This is a genomic window from Jiangella ureilytica, from assembly GCF_004348545.1.
GTDB lineage: Bacteria > Actinomycetota > Actinomycetes > Jiangellales > Jiangellaceae > Jiangella > Jiangella ureilytica.
In genome coordinates, this window is sequence record NZ_SMKL01000023.1 from 66,010 (window position 1) to 82,973 (window position 16,964).

A 16,964-nucleotide genomic window follows, 5' to 3' on the forward strand; every position below is an offset into this window, starting at 1 on the left:
CTCGGCGCGCCTAGCTGTAGCCGGCCTTCGGCGGCGTCCAGAGCGGCTCACGGCAGGGCGCGTGCTCGAATGCCCTGCTGATCGCGCGGGCCGCCGGCTTGCGCCGGAGGTCGGCGTCGAAGGCGAGCGGCCGCCGGGGGGTGCCGTCCTCGCGGGGCATGTCCTCCTCCAGCCAGGTGTAGCGGTCGGTGAGGCCGAACGCCACGACCACCTTGACCGCCTCGTCGTCGAGGGTCACGTCGAGGTAGCGCCGGTAGACGTCGGCCACCATCCGGTCGCGCTCCGCAGCGTCCGTGGGAAGGCCGTCGTCGAGCACGTCGAGCTCGGTGACGAGGATCGGCAGCCCCCGGTCGGCGATCTCGCGGAGGAACGCGCGGTAGCCGTTCTCGTGGAACCTGTCGGCGAACCGGTCGGCGAGCAGGTGGCCCTGGATGCCGACCGCCTGCACGGGGACGCCCTGGGCGAGCAGCCGGTCGATCGCCCTCAGGTACGCGCGACGGCGCGGCCCCGGCCGGTCGCCCCACTCGTTGACGGTCTCGAAGCCGAACTCGTTGATGATGCGCAGCGCGTCCGGGTCCTCATCCTGCGCGATGTGGAAGCTCTCCGCGATGTAGCTCGGGCCGATCGTCTGGTACCACGGCACGTTGGTGCGGAACCCGTGCCGGTCGGCCTCCTCGGGGTCGGTGACCTCGTTGGCGACGATCCAGCCGTCGGCGCGGCCGCGGTAGTGGGCGACCTCGCTGCGGATCACGCCGTACAGGAGCTCGCGCGCCTCGGGCGCGGACAGTCCCCACAGGTCGTCCTCGGACCAGCCCTCGCCGAACCCCTCGTCCCAGGCGAGGTGGGCGGCGATGACCAGCTGCCGGTTCTGCTCGGCGAATCCGATGATCTGGTCGCCGGGACCGAAGTTCAGCTCCGCGTCCGGCGTCGGCTTCAGCTGGTACCAGAGCAGGTCGTCCTCGGTGAAGAGCAGGCCCGCCTCGCGCGCGTGCAGGGCCGGGTAGTCGTCGTCGAGCTGCCAGGTGGCGATGGATGAGCCGAACACGATGCCCTTCCTCCACGCCTGGCGCCACAGCGGTGGGTGCCGGCGCGGGCCGGCGGCCAGGCTCGAGGGCCGGGCCTGGGCGACACCGCCCAGACCAGCGGCGCCGACGGCCAGGGCGCCGGCACCGGCCAGCAGGGAACGGCGGGTCACGGGTCTCGTCTGATGCATGCGGACTCCTCGGCAGGGCGGGGACACTCTGTGACGACAGTCACACGCAAATCGATTGCCCCGACCGTAGTGGGTCGTCCGCCCGAGGGCAAGACCCCGCAGCGGGATGGTCAGGTGTGCAGGACGACGTCGCCGTCGCGCTGCGTCACCCGGTACGTGCGGAGCCCGACCCGCTTCGGCTCGAGCAGCGAGCGGCCGGACTCGAGGTCGAACTCCCACCCGTGCCACGGGCAGCGGATCACGCGGTCCTCCATGCCGTAGACCAGCTCGTGCGGGCCCGCGGGCACGAAGGTGCCGCTCAGCGAGCCGGCACAGATCGAGGCGCCCATGTGCGGGCACCGGTCGGCGATGGCGAAGAACTCGTCGCCGACGCTGATCACGCCGACCCGCCGCCCGTCGACCTCGACCACCCGGCAGCCGTCTCTCCGGACGTCCTCGACGGACCCGATACGCACGTCCATCTGTTCTCCACCCTCTGGACAATCGTCGCGCCAAACGATTTGCTAGGCATGACTCTGACGCCTTCGGGACCGTCCCGCAACGGTTGTGCCGCACAGGAGCCCAGATGACCGAACTCCTCGACCAGCCCGCCGCCGAGGACGTCGAACCGAGCCCGTACCGCCTGGTCGACTGCGACGTCCACCCGATCATGAAGGGCGGCATGGGCGACCTCCGGCCATACCTGTCGAAGGCGGCCCAGCGCCGGCTCGGACTCGACGAGCGCCGACGCCTCACCACCGCCGGCCATCGCGAGGCGGTGTCGATCCCCCGCAACCTGCTCTACGTCAACCAGGCCGGGGTGCTCCGCGACGACGCCCGGGCGCCCGACGGGTCGGCACCGGGCGCGGACCCGGCGTTCACGGCGCGGCAGCTGCTCGACGGCAACGGCATCGACCGCGCCGTGCTCATCGGCGGCGAGGTGCTCGGACTCGGCGCGCTCCCCGACCCCGACGCCGCGGCGGTCATCGCCTCGGCGTACAACGACTGGCTGGCGCAGACCTGGCTGGCCGCCGACGACCGTTACCGGGGCACCCTGGTCGTCGGCGCGCAGGACCCGGCGCTCGCCGCTCGCGAGATCCGCCGCGCGGGGCAGGACGAGCGGTTCGTCGCGGTGCTGCTGCCTCTGACCAACATCCTCATGGGTGAGCGGCACTACTACCCGATCTACGAGGCCGCGGCCGAGCTCGGCCTCCCGGTCACCGTGCACCCCAACTCCGGCGAGGGCATCTTCCGCACGTCGCCGCCCATGGCCGGCGGCACGCCGACGTACTACGTCGAGTGGCACACCGGACTCAGCCAGGTGTTCCAGGCCAACGTCATCAGCCTGGTCTGCCACGGCGTCTTCGAGCGCTTCCCGAACCTCAAGGTGGTCGTGACCGAGGGCGGCATCGGCTGGATTCCCGACGTCGTCTGGCGGCTGGACAAGAACGTCAAGGGGCTGCGCGACGAGGTGCCCTGGATCACCAGACTGCCGAGCGAGTACGTCGCCGATCACGTGCGCTTCACGACGCAGCCGCTGCCCGAGCCGAAACGCCGTAGTCACCTGCACGCACTGCTCGAGGTCGCCCGCGCCGACCGGACGCTGATGTTCAGCTCCGACTATCCGCACTGGGACTTCGACGAGCCGCTGCACGTGCTCACCGCGCTGCCGCCGGCGACCCGGGAGCGGGTGAAGGCGCGCAACGCGATCGAGACCTACGGCGACCGGCTGTGAGGCGACGGGTCAGTCCGGGTACCAGCCGGCCCGCCTGAGGTCCACGCGCTCGCCGTCGCGGGTCAGCGGCGTCCCCTCCGCCGCGAACTCCGTCAGTGCCCGGACCTCGTGGCCGCGCGGAGGGCGACCGGCCGCCGTCACGACGCGCCACCAGGCCACCGTGCCGCCGACCGTCGACATGACGGTGCCGACCTGGCGCGGCCCGCCGCGCCCCAGCGCCGCTCCCACCACGTCGGCGATGGCGCCGTAGGACATGGCCCGGCCCGGCGGGATCCGCTCGACCACGCTCAGCACGGCCTCGGCGTACTCGTCGTCCATCGGGACATCGTGCCCGACGGGTCGGCGGCTGGGCAGGCGGCGGGCGTGCGACGATTCTTCTTCGATGACCGAGCCCGTGGAAGCAGAGGGATCGTCGGCCGACGAGATCGTGGTCGACGAACCGCCGCTGCCTCCACGCACCCGGCGACCGGCCGACGTGCTGTCGCTGCTGATCGTGAGCGGGGTCCTGACGGGGCTGGTCGCGATGTCGATCATCGCCGAGCGGACCATGACGGCCATCACGGCCGACCTCGCCGACCTCAACACCCGCGTGCCGGGCAGCGTCGTCGGCATCGTCGACTTCACGGCGAACCTGGCCGGCGTCGTCATCCCGCTCGGGCTGGTCGCGGTACTGATGATCCGCGGCCGGGTCCGCACCACCGTCGAGCTGCTGATCGCCGGCGTCGCCGCGTCGGTCACCGCGGCCATGGTGTCGGAGTGGCTGACCGGGCCGGCGCCGCAACGGCTGCAGGACAGCCTGGTCCCCATCGTCGACGGCGCCGAGGCCACGCCGGTGCCGGCCTACCCGGCGCTGCTGGTCGCCGTCGTCACGGTCGTGTCGCGGCTGGACGTGCGCCGGTTCCGGCAGGTCGCCATCTACGCCATCGCCGGCACGTTCGCGGCGCAGCTCCTGCGCGGCGAGGCGACCGTCGGCGGGCTGCTCATCTCGACCAGCGTCGGCATCGCGGCGGGGCTGCTGGTGCGCATCGTCGGCGGGCAGCCGTCGGTGGCGCCGAGCGGGCAGAAGATCGCGGCCACGCTCGAGGCGGCTGGCTACCACCTGAAAGCGCTGCGGGCCGACCCGTCCGGCGAGTACCGGCGACTCACCGCCGAGACGCCCGACGGCAGGTACAGCGTGCTCGTCCTCGACCGCAACCACGAGGGCGCCGGCACCATCGCTCGCGCCGTCGACCGCCTGCGCACCCGCGAGGAGGTGTTGCCGCGGCAGACGCTGACGCTGCGCGACGCCATCGACCGCATCGCGCTGCAGTCCTTCGCTGTCGCCCGGGCCGGCGGCCGCACGCCGCAGCTGCGCACCGTCCTGCGCATCGACGGCGACTCCGCGGCGCTGGTCTACGAGTACGTCCACGGGACCGCGCTGGGCGACCTCACCGCCGACCAGGTCACCGACGACATGCTCGTCGAGCTGTGGGAGCAGCTCGGCGGGCTGCGCCGCAACCACGTCGCGCACCGGCGGCTGTCGGGCCGCACCATCCAGGTCGACGACGACGGCGGCATCTGGCTGCTGAGCCCGTCCGGCGGCGAGCTGGCCGCCACGGACGTCGCGATGCGCACGGACCTCGCCCAGGCGCTGACCGCCGCGAGCATCGTCGCCGGGCCGGACCGCGTCGTCGACACCGCCCTGGACGTCCTGGGGCCCGACGCGGTCCGCGCGGCCATCCCGCTGCTGCAGCCGATCGCGCTGACCCCGGGCACCCGGCAGCAGGTCAAGGGCCATCGCGAGGTGCTCATCCGGCTCCGCGACCGCCTGGTCGACCGCCTGGGTGCGCCGGCCGAACCGGTGCGGCTGCAGCGGATCCGGCCGCTGTCGCTGCTCACCGGCGTCGGCACGGTGGTCGCCGTCTACTTCGTCGGCACCCAGCTGTCCGATGTGTCGTTCGGCGAGCTGTGGGAGCGCACCGACTGGCGCTGGCTCATCCTGGCCCTCGCGCTGATGTGCGCCAACTACCTCACCATGGCGCTCGGCCTCCTCGGGTTCGTCCCGGAGCGAGTGCCGTTCTGGCGGATCGTCAGCGCGCAGGTGGCGCTGGGCTTCCTGCGGCTCATGGCGCCGACGACGGTGGGCGCCGTCGCGATGAACATCCGCCTGCTGACGAAGTCAGGGGTCGCGGCACCACTGGCGGCGGCCAGCGTCGCGGCCAATCAGGTGGCGCAGGTCGCCGTCACGTTTCCGCTGCTGGCCGTCATGGCGGTCGCCTCGGGATACGACTCGCTGCCGGGGCTGCCGTCGTCGAGCACGCTCATCGTGGTGCTGGGACTGCTGCTGGCCGCGGCCGTCGTGGGCATCATCCCGCCGGTGCGCTCGCGCCTGCGCGAGCTGTGGAGCGACTTCGCCGAACGCGGCCTGCCCCGGCTGCTCGACGTACTGAGCGACCCGCGGAGGCTGACCCTGGCCGTCGGCGGCATCCTGGGCCAGACCGTCAGCCTGATCCTCTGCTTCTACGCCTGCCTGCTGGCGGTCGGCGAGACGGTGAACCTGGCCGGTCTCGCGGTCGTCCAGCTCGTCGGCAACACACTCGGCACCGCCGTCCCGACCCCCGGCGGCCTCGGCGCCGTCGAGGCCGCGCTGACCGCCGGCGTCAGCACGCTGGGCGTCCCGGCGTCGGCCGCGGTGACGGCGGTGCTGGTCTTCCGCATCGTCTCGTTCTGGCTGCCGATCCTGCCCGGCTGGGTGCTGTGGACGCAGATGCGGCGTCGCGACCTGCTCTGACTCGCGGGTCGCGGCCACGTGCGACTCGGTCGCGTGCGACGATCGGTCTGCGATGACCGAGACGACCGAGGCGACACGCGCGCGGCGGGTCTCGACCGGGAAGATCGTGGTCGAGGAGCCGCCGCTGCCCCGTCGTACCCGGCGCCCCATCGACGGCCTGCGACTGGTCTTCGTCCTGGTGCTCATGACGGCGCTGGCGGCGCTCGCCGTCGTGGCCGAGCGGACCCTCACCGGGCTGACGGCCGACCTCGCCGACGTCAACCGCGTGGTGCCCAGCGGACCGGTCGACTTCATCGCGCTGGCGTCGGAGCTGGCCAGCCTCATCCTGCCGCCCGCACTCGTGTTCATCCTGATGATCCGCGGCCGCATGCGCACCACCGTCGAGCTGCTGGGCGCCGGCGCGCTCGCGTCCGTGGCGGCGGCGCTGCTGTCGAACTGGCTGGCCGGCCCCGCCCCGGAGCGGCTGCACGACACCTTCGTGCCGGTGGTCGACGGCTTCGACGGCACCGCCGTGCCCGCCATGCCGACGCTGCTGGTCGCCATGATGACGGTCGTCTCGCGCCTGCAGCTGCCGCGGATCCGCCAGGTCGCCGCGTTCGCCATCGCCGGCAGCTTCGCCGTCTGGCTGTTCCAGGGCGAGGTCACCGTCGGCGGGCTGTTGGTCTCGCTGGGCGTCGGCCGGGCGGTCGGCCTGCTGGTGCGGCTGGTCAGCGGACAGCCGTCGCTGGCCCCCAACGGGCACAAGGTCGCCGCCGTCCTGCGCGACAACGGCTACGACGTCACCTCGCTGCGCGCCGACCCCGTCGACAAGTACCGCCGCTACATCGCCGAGAGCACCCAGGGGTCGCTCGGCGTCCTCGTGCTCGACCGCGACAACGACGGCGCCGGCGTCGTGGTGCGCGCCGCCGACCAGATCCGCACCCGCGAGGAGGTGCTGCCGCGGCAGATGGTGACGATGCGCAACGCCGTCAACCAGATCACGCTGCAGGCGCTCGCCGTCTCGCGCGCCGGCGCCCGCACGCCGAAGTTGCGCAACGTGCTGCGCATCGGCTCCGACGCCGCCGCCATCGTCTACGACCACGTCCCCGGCACCATCCTGGGCAAGATGACCGCCGACCAGGTCAGCGACGCCATGCTCGAGGATCTGTGGCGGCAGCTGGCACGCCTGCGCCGCAACGAGGTCGCGCACCGGCGCATCTCGGGGCGGACCATCCTCATCTCCGAGGCCGGCAAGGTCTGGCTGCTCGACCCGTCCGGCGGCGAGGTGGCCGCGCCGGATCTCGCGATCCGTGCCGACCTCGCCCAGGCGCTGGTCGGCTGCGCGCTCGTCGTCGGCGTCGAGCGCACCATCGAGACGTCCATCCGGGTGCTCGGCCGCGACGTCGTCAGCACGGCGATTCCGCTGCTGCAGCCGGTGGCGCTGGCCCGCTCGACCCGGCTCGACCTCAAGGGCCGCCGCGACATCCTCTCGAAGCTGCGCGACGCCCTGGTCGGCAGCATCGGCCACGAGCCCGACCAGCCGGTGCGGCTGCAGCGGCTGCGGCCGTTGTCGCTGCTCACCGGCGTCGGAGTGGTGTTCGCCGTCTACCTGGTCGGCACCCAGCTCTCGGACGTGTCGCTGACCCAGCTGTGGTCGCAGACCGACTGGCGCTGGCTGTTCGTCGCCATCGTGCTCATGTTCACCAGCTACATCGGGGCGACGTTCGCGCTGCTCGGCTTCGTGCCGGAGAAGGTGCCGTTCTGGCGGGTCCTCGGCGGGCAGGTGTCGCTGGGCTTCCTCCGGCTGTTCGCGCCCGCCACCGTCGGGGTCGTGGCCATCAACATCCGGGTGCTGACGAAGGCCGGGGTCTCGGCCCCGCTGGCGGCCGCGAGCGTCGCCGCCAACCAGGTCGGCAACGTCGCCATCACCTTCCCCGTCATCGGCATCCTGGGCGTCGTCTCCGGGTCGGCGGCCGCGCCCGACATCGACCCCTCGCTGAACACGCTGATCATCGTGCTGATCGTGCTGGCGGCGGCGACGGTGCTGGCGCTGATCCCGTCGGTGCGGGTGCGCATGCGGGCGCTGTGGAGCGACTTCGCCGAGCGCGGTCTCCCCCGCCTGCTCGATGTGCTCAGCAACCCGCGCAAGCTGCTGGTGGCGCTGGCCGGCATCGTGCTGCAGTCGGCCAGCCTGATCTTCTGCTTCTACACCTGTCTGCTGGCGGTCGGCGGCGCGGCCAACCTGGCCGCCATGGCGGTCGTGCAACTGGTCGGCAACACGCTGGGCATGGCGGTGCCGACGCCCGGCGGCCTGGGCGCCGTCGAGGCGGCGCTGACGGCCGGCGTCACCACGCTGGGCGTCAGCGCGACGACCGCGGTGACGGCGGTCCTGGTGTTCCGCATCGTCTCGTTCTGGCTGCCCATCGCGCCCGGCTGGGTGCTGTGGACCTGGATGCAGCGCCGCGACCTGCTCTGACCTCTACCCGGCTGCCCGCCGGCCGCCCTCGGGTGGAGCGGTCTGCGTGACGACGGCTTCGTAGCGCGCGACCGGGTCGAGGTGGAAGTACTCGGCGGCGACGGGGTCGGGGTCGGTGGCCGCCAGCAGCGCGGCGATCTCGGCCGGCGACTCCCCGGCCAGGGCCGCGCGAGCCGGAGTGTCGGGGCCAGTGCCCTCGGGCACGTCGTCGTCGCCGAGGGTGAACAGCGCGTCGGGTGCGACGGGGTACCAGGCCGGCGCGTCGTCGCGGGCGAACCGTGCCAGCACCGCGAGGTAGCGCTCACCGACCTCGACCCGCAGGCCGAACGCCACGGGCACCCGCTCGCCGTCGTCGACGGCCCAGCCCTCGGCGTCCCAGGTGAGCTCAGCGGGCAGCGACGGAGCGCCGTCGCGGGTCCAGAGCACGTCGCCCACCTCGGCCGTCACCTCGCGGGGAAGGTAGCCGTTGCCGTCCGGCTCGCCCTCGAGCTGCTCGAACGGCAACTCTCGCTCACTCGCGACGTCGAGGTAGGCGACGTGGTCGGCGTACGAGACCCAGTCGGTCGCCGTCTCGCACGGCACCGTGCACTCGACGGAGCCGGCGACGTGAGGCAGCGCCGGGTCCGAACCGCACCCGGCCGCCATCGCCACGAGAGCGAGGGCGGCCGGAAGGCGTCGCATCGGGCCAGGGTGTCACCCGGGCCGGACAGAAGCGAAGACCGTCAGTACGAGGGCTGCGACGGGTCGATCTGGTTGACCCAGGCCGCGACCCCGCCGCCGACGTGGACGGCGTCGGCCATGCCGGCTCCCTTGATGACGGCGAGCGCCTCGGCCGAGCGCATGCCCGACTTGCAGTGCAGGACGACCTGCTTGTCCTGGGGCAGCTTCTCGAGCGCCTCGCCGGTGAGGAACTCGCCCTTGGGGATGAGCACCGCGCCGGGGATGCGGTTGATCTCGTACTCGTTCGGCTCGCGGACGTCGACGAGGAGGAAGTCGCGCCGGCCGGCCTCGCGCTCGTCGAGCCAGGCCTTGAGCTTGACCACCGAGATGGTGGCGTCGGCCGCGGCCTCGGCGGCCTCGTCGCTCAGCGTGCCGCAGAACGCCTCGTAGTCGATCAGCTCGGTGACCGGCTCGGCGGTGGGGTCCTTGCGGATCTTCAGCGTGGTGTAGTTCATCTCGAGCGCGTCGTAGATCATCAGGCGGCCGAGGAGCGGGTCGCCGATGCCGGTGATGAGCTTGATCGCCTCGGTGACCATGATCGAGCCGATGGAGGCGCACAGCACGCCCAGCACGCCGCCCTCGGCGCACGAGGGCACCATGCCGGGCGGCGGGGGCTCGGGGTAGAGGTCGCGGTAGTTCGGGCCGTGCTCGGCCCAGAACACGCTGACCTGACCCTCGAACCGGTAGATCGAACCCCACACGTACGGCTTGCCCAGCAGGACGGCGGCGTCGTTGACCAGGTAGCGGGTGGCGAAGTTGTCGGTGCCGTCGAGGATGAGGTCGTAGCCGGCGAAGATGTCGAGCACGTTGTCGTTGTCGAGGCGGGTCTCGTGCAGCACGACGTCGACGTACGGGTTGACCTCCTTGACGGAGTCGCGCGCCGACTGCGCCTTCGACCGGCCGACGTCGGACTGGCCGTGGATGATCTGCCGCTGCAGGTTGGACTCGTCGACCTCGTCGAACTCGACGATGCCCAGGGTGCCCACGCCGGCGGCCGCGAGGTACAGCAGGGCCGGCGAGCCGAGCCCGCCAGCGCCCACGACCAGCACCTTCGCGTTCTTCAGTCGCTTCTGGCCGGCCATGCCGACGTCGGGGATGATGAGGTGCCGCGAGTAGCGGCGGACCTCGTCGACAGTGAGCTCCGCGGCGGGCTCCACCAGAGGAGGCAGGGACACGATCGGCTCCGTCAGTTCGTGGCGTGGGTTCTTTCCTCTGCCAACGGTGCCACGCCCGGCGGCATTCCCCGACCGAGCGTTCGCCTGGTGGACGCCGATGTCCGGATCCTGGACGCGTCGCGGAGGAACTCGCGGATGATCCCGGCGGTGGCCGCGGGGTGCTCCATCATCGCGACGTGCCCGGTGTTGGGCATGTAGATCAGCCGGGCGTAGCGCAGCGCCCGCCGCCACCGGGTGCGGCCCCACGCTCCGACCAGGGTGTCGCGCGCGCCCATGATGACCAGCGTCGGCCCCAGGATGTGCCCCGCTGCCCGCCACGCCGAGTCCCGTCCCGGCCGGGTGTAGTGCCGCACGATCGAGCGCAGGGCCTGCAGCAGGACGGCGTCGGCATACGGCCGGCGCATCCAGCGGTCGCGCTGCTCCGCGGCGAAGGTCAGCTCGGCCATCGGGATCACCGCCGGATCGGCGAACAGGACCGCGGCCAGCCGCGCGGCCTGCTTCTCCGGCGCGGCGTAGGCGGCGGACCGGATGATCCGCTCACCCAGCCACGGCACGGCCATGACGGCGGTGGCGCCGGCCGCCCACGGGACGCGGTACTGCGGCATCGCCGGCGAGACCAGGCTCAGGGTCAGCACGAGGTCGGGCCGTCGCGACGCCACGTAGACGCAGATCATGCCGCCCAGGGAGTTCGCGACCAGGTGGACCGGGCCGTCGAACGTCTCGAGGAACGCGACGACGTCGGCGACGTACTCGGCGACGGTGTGCCGGTCGCCGGGCGGCGAGTCGCCGAAGCCGGGCAGGTCCAGGGCCCACTGCTCGGCGTCGTCGTGCAGCTCGCGCATGAGTGCCGTCCAGTTGGTGGACGAGCCGCCCAGCCCGTGGACGTAGACGATGGGCGTCGCCGACCCGGCGGCACCGCCGTCGCCGCCGTCGCCGTCGTCGCCCGGCTTCGTGTGGCGGACGAACATGCGCCGTCCCGTCGAGAGCGTCCGCAGCTCTCCCGGCCAGGCCTCGATCCGTTCCACGAGTCAGATGTTGGCACATGTCCGGCTGTGAGAACGCTGAGCGGGTACGGTCGATGAGAAGCACGCCGAGGTCCGGGAGGTGCACTGTGGTCGAGCGCTGGAGCGACCAACCCGAGGTCGCCGAGGGCGATCTGAGCGAGCAGAGCCGCGAGCTCCTGGACGATGCCGCCGATCTCGGCGACGTCGGCGACGACGACGGCGGCACGGTTCCCGACGAGGTCGATCCGGCCGATGCGCAGGAACAGCACCAATCGGTGGGGTACGGCGAGGACGACTATCGCTGAGGCCGCGAGGCCGGGAACGATACGATCCCGACATATATCCAATCCGAGGAGTGCCGTGACGACCGTGCCCGCCATCCCGGCCCGCGGTATCCGCATGCCCCGGGACCAGCGCCGGGCCCAGTTGCTCGGCGCCGCCCGCGAGGTGTTCGTGGCGCAGGGCTACCACGCCGCCGCCATGGACGACATCGCCGACCGCGCCGGCGTCAGCAAGCCGGTGCTCTACCAGCACTTCCCCGGCAAGCTCGAGCTCTACGTCGCCTTGCTCGACGCCAGCAAGAACGAGCTGCTCGAGATCCTGCATCGGGCCATGGCGTCCACCGACGACAACAAGCAGCGCGTCATCGCCACGGTCAACGCCTACTTCGAGTTCGTCGACAACGACTCCGGCGGCTACCGCCTGCTGTTCGAGTCCGACCTCCCCAACGAGCCCGTGGTCCGCGAGCGGCTCGACCGCCTGACGGAGGTGTGCTCCCAAGAGGTCAGCCAGATCATCGCCGACGACACCGGTCTGCCGCCCGAGGAGTCCAACCTGCTCGCCGTCGGCCTGGTCGGCATCGCACAGGTCACCGCCCGCTACTGGCTGTCGGCCGGCGGCAGCATCCCGCGCGAGGCCGCGGCCGAGCTGGTCGCCGCCCTCGGCTGGCGCGGCATACGCGGGTTCCCGAAGCGCGACGGTATTCCCCAGGCCTGACGATTACGCTGGCGGCGCACACGTCGCAGGCGGCGCGATCGGCTCGACTAGCCTGAAGCCGACCACACCGAGAACAGGTCTTCGGGCCGAGGGGAGAAAGAGGGTGGCCGTGGAGGTCAAGATCGGCGTGCACAACGCCACGCGCGAGCTGGTGATCGAGAGCAACCAGTCTCCGAAGGACATCGAGGGCACGGTCCGCTCGGCGCTCAGCGACCCCAACGGTCTGCTCGACCTCGAGGACGAGCGCGGCCGGCGGCTCCTGGTCCGCACCGAGCACCTCACGTACGTCGAGATCGGCGAGCCGGTCGAGCGGCGCGTCGGCTTCGGAACCGTCTGAGCGGGTCCTTACGCGGACAGGCCGAGCTTGGTCATCCGGTCGGTGTGCTTCTTCGTGATGCGCGCGAACAGCTGGCCGAGCTCGGCGAGGTCCATGCCCGGGCGGTCGACGCCGCCCACCAGCAGCACGGCCAGGGCGTCGCGGTCGACGGCGACGCGCTGCGCCTGGGCCAGTGCCTCGCCCACCAGCCGGCGGGCCCACAGCGCGAGCCGTCCGGCCACCCGCGGGTCAGCGGCCACGGCCTCGCGCACGCGTTCCACCGCGAAGTCGGCGTGCCCGGCATCGGCCAGCACGTCGATGACCAGCTGGCGGGTGGCGGGGTCGACGGTCTCGGCCACCTCGCGGTAGAAGTCGGCCGCGATGCCGTCGCCCACATAGGCCTTGACCAGCCCTTCGAGCCAGTCGGCGGGCGCGGTGTTGGCGTGGAACTGCTCCAGCGGCACCCGGAACGGCGCCATGGCCTCGTCGACGCCGACGCCGAGATCGTCGAGGCGCTGGCGGATGCGCTCGAAGTGGTGGAACTCGGTGACCGCCATGCCGGCCAGCGCAGCCTTGTCGGCCAGCGTGGGCGCCAGCCCGGCGTCGACGGCCATGCGCTCGAATCCGGTCAGCTCACCCAGCCCCAGAAGGCCGAGCAGGTCGACGACGCCGGCCCGGTAGGCGGGGTCGTCGAAGGCGTCGCTCGCGCTCACGCCGCAACGATATCGGCGTGGCGCCGCTGACGGTGAACAGCACTTCATTCCACTTGCCGTTACACTGGACGATGGTATAGATGGCGTCCGGGCGAAACGGGCGCCCCCTGGGGACGAACCGGACGTCCGTACGCGCACCACGCGGCCTCTGGGCCCGCCGACTCCGCAGTGTCGGCGCGCGGCCCGGCAGCCCCTACGCGTGCACGCCGTCTCGCAGGCCTCGGGGTTCCAGCGACGAATGAGGCGAGACGCCCTGACAACCTTCACCGACTTGGGTGTGTTCCCACCCATCGCCGAGGCGCTAGAGCGCCTCGGCATCACCGAGGCGTTTCCCATCCAGGAGATGGCCATCCCGGTGGCCCTGACCGGCAGCGACCTCATCGGTCAGGCCCGGACGGGCACCGGCAAGACGTTCGCGTTCGGCATTCCGCTGCTGCAGCGCATCGTCGCCCCCGGCGACCGCGACTACGGCCTGGCCAACGAGCCGGGCAAACCGCAGGCGCTCGTCGTCACACCTACCCGCGAGCTGGCCGTGCAGGTCAACGGCGACCTCACCACCGCCTCGACGGTCCGCAAGGTCCGCATCGTCACCCTCTACGGCGGGCGCGCCTATGAGCCGCAGGTCAACGCGCTCACCAAGGGCGTCGAGGTCGTCGTCGGCACGCCCGGCCGGCTGCTCGACCTCGCCGCGCAGGGCCACCTCGACCTCGGCCACGTCAAGGTGCTCGTGCTCGACGAGGCCGACGAGATGCTCGATCTCGGCTTCCTGCCCGACGTCGAGAAGCTCATCGCGGCCACGCCCGAGCTGCGCCAGACCATGCTGTTCTCGGCCACCATGCCGGCGGCCGTCATCGGGCTGGCCCGCCGCTACATGCGTCACCCCGTCAACATCCGGGCCGAGTCCCCCGACCAGACCCAGACGGTGCCCACGACGGCGCAGTTCGTGTACCGGGCGCACCAGCTCGACAAGGACGAGATGGTCGCGCGGCTGCTGCAGGCCGAGGGCCGCGGGCTCGCCATGATCTTCAGCCAGACGAAGCGCGCCGCGCAGCGGATGGCCGACGAGCTCCGCGACCGCGGGTTCGCCGTCGCCGCCGTGCACGGCGACCTCGGCCAGGGCGCGCGCGAGCAGGCACTGCGGGCGTTCCGCACCGGCAAGGTCGACGTGCTCGTGGCCACCGACGTCGCCGCCCGCGGCATCGACGTCGAGGGCATCACCCACGTCGTCAACCTCACCTGCCCCGAGGACGAGAAGGCCTACCTGCACCGCATCGGCCGCACCGGCCGGGCCGGCGCGTCGGGCGTCGCCGTCACGTTCGTCGACTGGGACGACCTCGCCCGCTGGAAGATGATCAACGATGGCCTCGACCTGCCCTACCCGGAGCCGGTCGAGACGTACTCCAGCAGCGAGCACTTCTTCCACGACCTCGGCATCCCGCCGGGCACCAAGGGCACCCTGCCGCGGTCCGAGCGCACCCGCGCCGGCCTCGACGCCGAGCAGCTCGAGGACCTCGGCGAGACCGGCAAGGCCCGCAGCCGGCAGCCGCGCCTACGCAGTGGCGGCGGCAGTGGCAACGGCAGCAGCGGCCGGCGGCGTACCCGCGGCGGCGAGCCGGCCGGGTCCGGCGGCGGCCAGGGCCGGTCCGAGCACCGTTCCGAGGGTGACGAGCAGGCCCGGCCGCGGCGGCAGCGTTCGCGCCGGCGCACCCGCGGCGGCCAGTCGGCCGACGACGGCGGCAGCTCGGGTCACGCGCCCGAGACCGGCTCCTCCGCCACGCCCTGACGGGCCCGACGAGAACGTCCCCACCGCTCCTGCTGGTGGGGACGTGTCCGTCCTGCGCGTCGAGTGCGCCCTTTTCCATGATCATGTTCGGTTCCGGCGGCTGCTCTCGCGCCGATCCGGCTGTGGTGACGGGATTCCAGGAAGCACGAAGGGATCCGGTGACCTCACGGGGGAGAGGGTCACCGGATCCCTTCGGTTCCGGCTGAGCCGGTGCTTTCCGATGACCGCCGGCGCAGGGGTGGTGTGACCTCGGGGTGGAGGGTGCCGCCGGTCATCGGAAAGCCACCCGGCCGAGTCGCAGGCGCCCCCTGAGAGTCCGGCCGAGCCGGGAGTTCGACGCGGTACCAGCCCGCCGGCATCCCGAACCTGTCGTGCCCGGTTCACCCGGGTGACAAGCTGTGGCCAACGCTACGAAGGCCTGCGTATGGCGGCATCCGTAGCGATTACCTAAATTCTTCCGCGCGGATCGCGGTGATCATGGTCGTCTGGCTCTAGCGTTGGCGTGCATGCACGCCACTCACGCGCTGGCTCACTGGCCGCTCGTCGGCCGGTACGACGAGTACGCCGCCGCGTTGCAGGTCCTGACCGGTGAGGATCCCGCGACGGCGTACGGCGTGCTGCTCGTGGGCGAGTCCGGCGTGGGCAAGTCGACCCTCGCCGCCCGGCTCGAGGAGGCCGTCTCCGAGACCGCGCATGTGGTGACCGTCACATCGCCCAGTCGCGCGCAGCCGGTCATGCTCGGGGCACTGGCGCCACTGCTCTCCGACGTCACCGCGCACGACGACGCCAGCCCCATCACCGTCTTCCGGGCAGCCGCCGAACGGCTGCGCAGCGAGGCCGCCGGTCGCCCCGTCGTGCTCCGCGTCGAGGACGGCCACCTGCTCGACGGCGCCAGCGCCGGCGTGTTGCGCATGCTCGCCATGTCGAAGCAGGCCAGGCTGCTGGTGACCAGCCGGCCCAACCCGGGCATCCCGGACGACCTCGTCGCCCTGTGGAAGGACGGCTGGTTGCGCTGGATCGACGTCGACCCGCTGGACCGCGCCGAGACCACCCTGCTGCTGCGCGAGGCGCTGGGCGGCGTCATCGGCCGCGACACCGACCGGCGCATGTGGGAGGCCAGCCTCGGCAACCCGCTCTACCTGCGTGAGCTGGTCCGCTCGGCACTCAGCCGCGACGAACTGCTGAACAACCACGGCGTCTGGACCTGGACCGGGCCGGTCGTCCCGGGCCGACTGATCGAGCTGGTCACGGCCGAGCTCCGGCGCCGCCCCGACGGCGAGCGCGAGGTCCTCGAGATCGTGTCGCTGGCGGAGTCGCTGCCGCTGCCGCTGTTGTTCGAACTGGCCGACACCGACGCCGTCGACGCGCTGGTCGCCGCCGGGATGCTCGTGGTCGACAACGCCGCCGCGCCGCCCACAGCCCAGCTGTCGCACCCGGTCTACGGCGAGGCGATCCGCAGCCTCGTGCCACCCGGCCGTCGCCGCGTGCTGCGCGAACGCGTGGTCCGGCACCTGCCCGGCCCGCACGACGCGTCGCTGCCGGACCTGCTGCGCTGGGTGTCGTGGGCGCTCGAGTCCGGCTCGGTGCCGGAACCGGAGCTGCTGGTCGAGGCGGCCGCGCTGGCCAACCGGCTGCAGCAGGCCGCCGACGCGCGCCGGTTCGCCGACCTCGCGCTGCTGGCCGATCCCGACGACGGCGTGGTGGCCGGCGCGCTGGCGCAGCGGGCCCGGGCGCACCGCGTGCTCGGCGCCGTCGACCGCGCGCAGGCCGACCTCGACCAGTTCCACTCGCTGCCGGCGTCGGCCACCACGGCCGCACTCGAGGCGCACGTGGCCATCACCGGCGCCGACGTGCTGTTCCACGGGCTGGCCGACCCCGCCGCGGCGGTCCGGCTGCTCGACGATGCACTCCCCCGGGTTCAGGGGTGCGCGCAGTCGTCGGCGGTGCTGCGCGGGCACCGGCTGGCCGTGCTGATGAACTCCGGCAGCACCGGGGCGCCGCTGGACGAGGCGGTCGAGTTCCTGAACGACACCTCCCTGCCGCTGCTGGCCCGCATCCAGCTGGCGGCGCCGGTGCAGCTGACGCTGGCGCGGGCGGGGCGGGTG

At 72.4% G+C, this 16,964-nt stretch carries 15 protein-coding genes; 8 read left to right on the plus strand and 7 right to left on the minus strand.

Annotation, left to right across the window (positions count from 1 at the left end; genetic code table 11):
• Positions 1-10: 10 nt before the first annotated feature.
• Complete coding sequence (locus tag E1212_RS12405; protein ID WP_131982811.1) at positions 11-1,213, minus strand: endo-1,4-beta-xylanase; 1,203 nt, start codon at positions 1,211-1,213, stop codon at positions 11-13.
• A 110-nt stretch (positions 1,214-1,323) separates the two neighbouring features.
• Complete coding sequence (locus E1212_RS12410) at positions 1,324-1,674, minus strand: Rieske (2Fe-2S) protein (RefSeq protein ID WP_131982813.1); 351 nt, start codon at positions 1,672-1,674, stop codon at positions 1,324-1,326.
• 104 nt (positions 1,675-1,778) lie between these two features.
• On the opposite strand from E1212_RS12410, the gene E1212_RS12415 reads away from it, so the two are divergent.
• Complete coding sequence (locus tag E1212_RS12415; protein WP_131982815.1) at positions 1,779-2,927, plus strand: amidohydrolase family protein; 1,149 nt, start codon at positions 1,779-1,781, stop codon at positions 2,925-2,927.
• A gap of 9 nt (positions 2,928-2,936) precedes the next feature.
• Here the strand turns inward: E1212_RS12415 and E1212_RS12420 are convergent, their stop codons facing one another.
• Positions 2,937-3,245 carry an MGMT family protein gene (locus tag E1212_RS12420; RefSeq protein ID WP_131982817.1) on the minus strand — a complete coding sequence of 103 codons (309 nt, stop codon included), beginning with the start codon at positions 3,243-3,245 and terminating at the stop codon, positions 2,937-2,939.
• Positions 3,246-3,309: 64 nt separating this feature from the next.
• On the opposite strand from E1212_RS12420, the gene E1212_RS12425 reads away from it, so the two are divergent.
• Together E1212_RS12425 and E1212_RS12430 are read left to right on the plus strand one after the other, a co-directional pair.
• Positions 3,310-5,697, plus strand: coding sequence for a lysylphosphatidylglycerol synthase transmembrane domain-containing protein (locus tag E1212_RS12425; RefSeq protein WP_131982819.1), 2,388 nt, complete (start codon positions 3,310-3,312; stop codon positions 5,695-5,697).
• A 52-nt stretch (positions 5,698-5,749) separates the two neighbouring features.
• Complete coding sequence (locus tag E1212_RS12430) at positions 5,750-8,152, plus strand: lysylphosphatidylglycerol synthase transmembrane domain-containing protein (protein WP_131982821.1); 2,403 nt, start codon at positions 5,750-5,752, stop codon at positions 8,150-8,152.
• Between the two features lie 3 nt (positions 8,153-8,155).
• On the opposite strand, the gene E1212_RS12435 is transcribed toward E1212_RS12430, so the two are convergent.
• The 3 genes from E1212_RS12435 to E1212_RS12445 are packed head-to-tail and all read right to left on the minus strand — an operon-like array spanning position 8,156 to position 11,072.
• Entirely contained in the window at positions 8,156-8,833 is a 678-nt protein-coding gene (locus E1212_RS12435) for a hypothetical protein (protein ID WP_131982823.1), read from the minus strand.
• A gap of 41 nt (positions 8,834-8,874) precedes the next feature.
• The gene (moeZ, locus tag E1212_RS12440) at positions 8,875-10,047 is read right to left on the minus strand and encodes an adenylyltransferase/sulfurtransferase MoeZ (RefSeq protein WP_131982825.1); all 1,173 of its coding nucleotides are present in this window, start codon (positions 10,045-10,047) and stop codon (positions 8,875-8,877) included.
• An 11-nt stretch (positions 10,048-10,058) separates the two neighbouring features.
• On the minus strand, positions 10,059-11,072 hold the full coding sequence (locus tag E1212_RS12445) for an alpha/beta fold hydrolase (protein WP_131982827.1): 1,014 nt from the start codon (positions 11,070-11,072) through the stop codon (positions 10,059-10,061).
• A gap of 86 nt (positions 11,073-11,158) precedes the next feature.
• Here E1212_RS12445 and E1212_RS12450 point away from each other — a divergent pair, with 86 nt between their 5' ends.
• The 3 genes from E1212_RS12450 (at position 11,159) to E1212_RS12460 (ending at position 12,384) form a co-directional block, all read left to right on the plus strand.
• On the plus strand, positions 11,159-11,356 hold the full coding sequence (locus tag E1212_RS12450) for a hypothetical protein (RefSeq protein ID WP_131982829.1): 198 nt from the start codon (positions 11,159-11,161) through the stop codon (positions 11,354-11,356).
• Between the two features lie 94 nt (positions 11,357-11,450).
• Positions 11,451-12,047, plus strand: coding sequence for a TetR/AcrR family transcriptional regulator (locus E1212_RS12455; RefSeq protein ID WP_420814370.1), 597 nt, complete (start codon positions 11,451-11,453; stop codon positions 12,045-12,047).
• Positions 12,048-12,150: 103 nt separating this feature from the next.
• The gene (locus E1212_RS12460; protein ID WP_238992329.1) at positions 12,151-12,384 is read left to right on the plus strand and encodes a DUF3107 domain-containing protein; all 234 of its coding nucleotides are present in this window, start codon (positions 12,151-12,153) and stop codon (positions 12,382-12,384) included.
• Between the two features lie 8 nt (positions 12,385-12,392).
• Here the strand turns inward: E1212_RS12460 and E1212_RS12465 are convergent, their stop codons facing one another.
• Positions 12,393-13,124 carry a ferritin-like fold-containing protein gene (locus E1212_RS12465; protein WP_131982833.1) on the minus strand — a complete coding sequence of 244 codons (732 nt, stop codon included), beginning with the start codon at positions 13,122-13,124 and terminating at the stop codon, positions 12,393-12,395.
• Positions 13,125-13,353: 229 nt separating this feature from the next.
• Here E1212_RS12465 and E1212_RS12470 point away from each other — a divergent pair, with 229 nt between their 5' ends.
• Positions 13,354-14,859, plus strand: coding sequence for a DEAD/DEAH box helicase (locus E1212_RS12470; RefSeq protein ID WP_238992331.1), 1,506 nt, complete (start codon positions 13,354-13,356; stop codon positions 14,857-14,859).
• Positions 14,860-15,365: 506 nt separating this feature from the next.
• The coding region (locus tag E1212_RS12475; RefSeq protein ID WP_131982837.1) for an AAA family ATPase at positions 15,366-16,964 on the plus strand (1,599 nt) is incomplete at its 3' end.

What these genes read in the sequence shown, in the direction of transcription:
- E1212_RS12425 (WP_131982819.1), top strand. Translation starts at nt 3,310, where the DNA reads ATGACCGAGCCCGTGGAAGCAGAGGGATCGTCGGCCGACGAGATCGTG.
- E1212_RS12435 (WP_131982823.1), bottom strand. Translation starts at nt 8,833, where the DNA reads ATGCGACGCCTTCCGGCCGCCCTCGCTCTCGTGGCGATGGCGGCCGGG.
- E1212_RS12410 (WP_131982813.1), bottom strand. Translation starts at nt 1,674, where the DNA reads ATGGACGTGCGTATCGGGTCCGTCGAGGACGTCCGGAGAGACGGCTGC.
- E1212_RS12405 (WP_131982811.1), bottom strand. Translation starts at nt 1,213, where the DNA reads ATGCATCAGACGAGACCCGTGACCCGCCGTTCCCTGCTGGCCGGTGCC.
- E1212_RS12430 (WP_131982821.1), top strand. Translation starts at nt 5,750, where the DNA reads ATGACCGAGACGACCGAGGCGACACGCGCGCGGCGGGTCTCGACCGGG.
- E1212_RS12455 (WP_420814370.1), top strand. Translation starts at nt 11,451, where the DNA reads ATGCCCCGGGACCAGCGCCGGGCCCAGTTGCTCGGCGCCGCCCGCGAG.
- E1212_RS12415 (WP_131982815.1), top strand. Translation starts at nt 1,779, where the DNA reads ATGACCGAACTCCTCGACCAGCCCGCCGCCGAGGACGTCGAACCGAGC.
- E1212_RS12420 (WP_131982817.1), bottom strand. Translation starts at nt 3,245, where the DNA reads ATGGACGACGAGTACGCCGAGGCCGTGCTGAGCGTGGTCGAGCGGATC.
- E1212_RS12465 (WP_131982833.1), bottom strand. Translation starts at nt 13,124, where the DNA reads ATGAAGTGCTGTTCACCGTCAGCGGCGCCACGCCGATATCGTTGCGGC.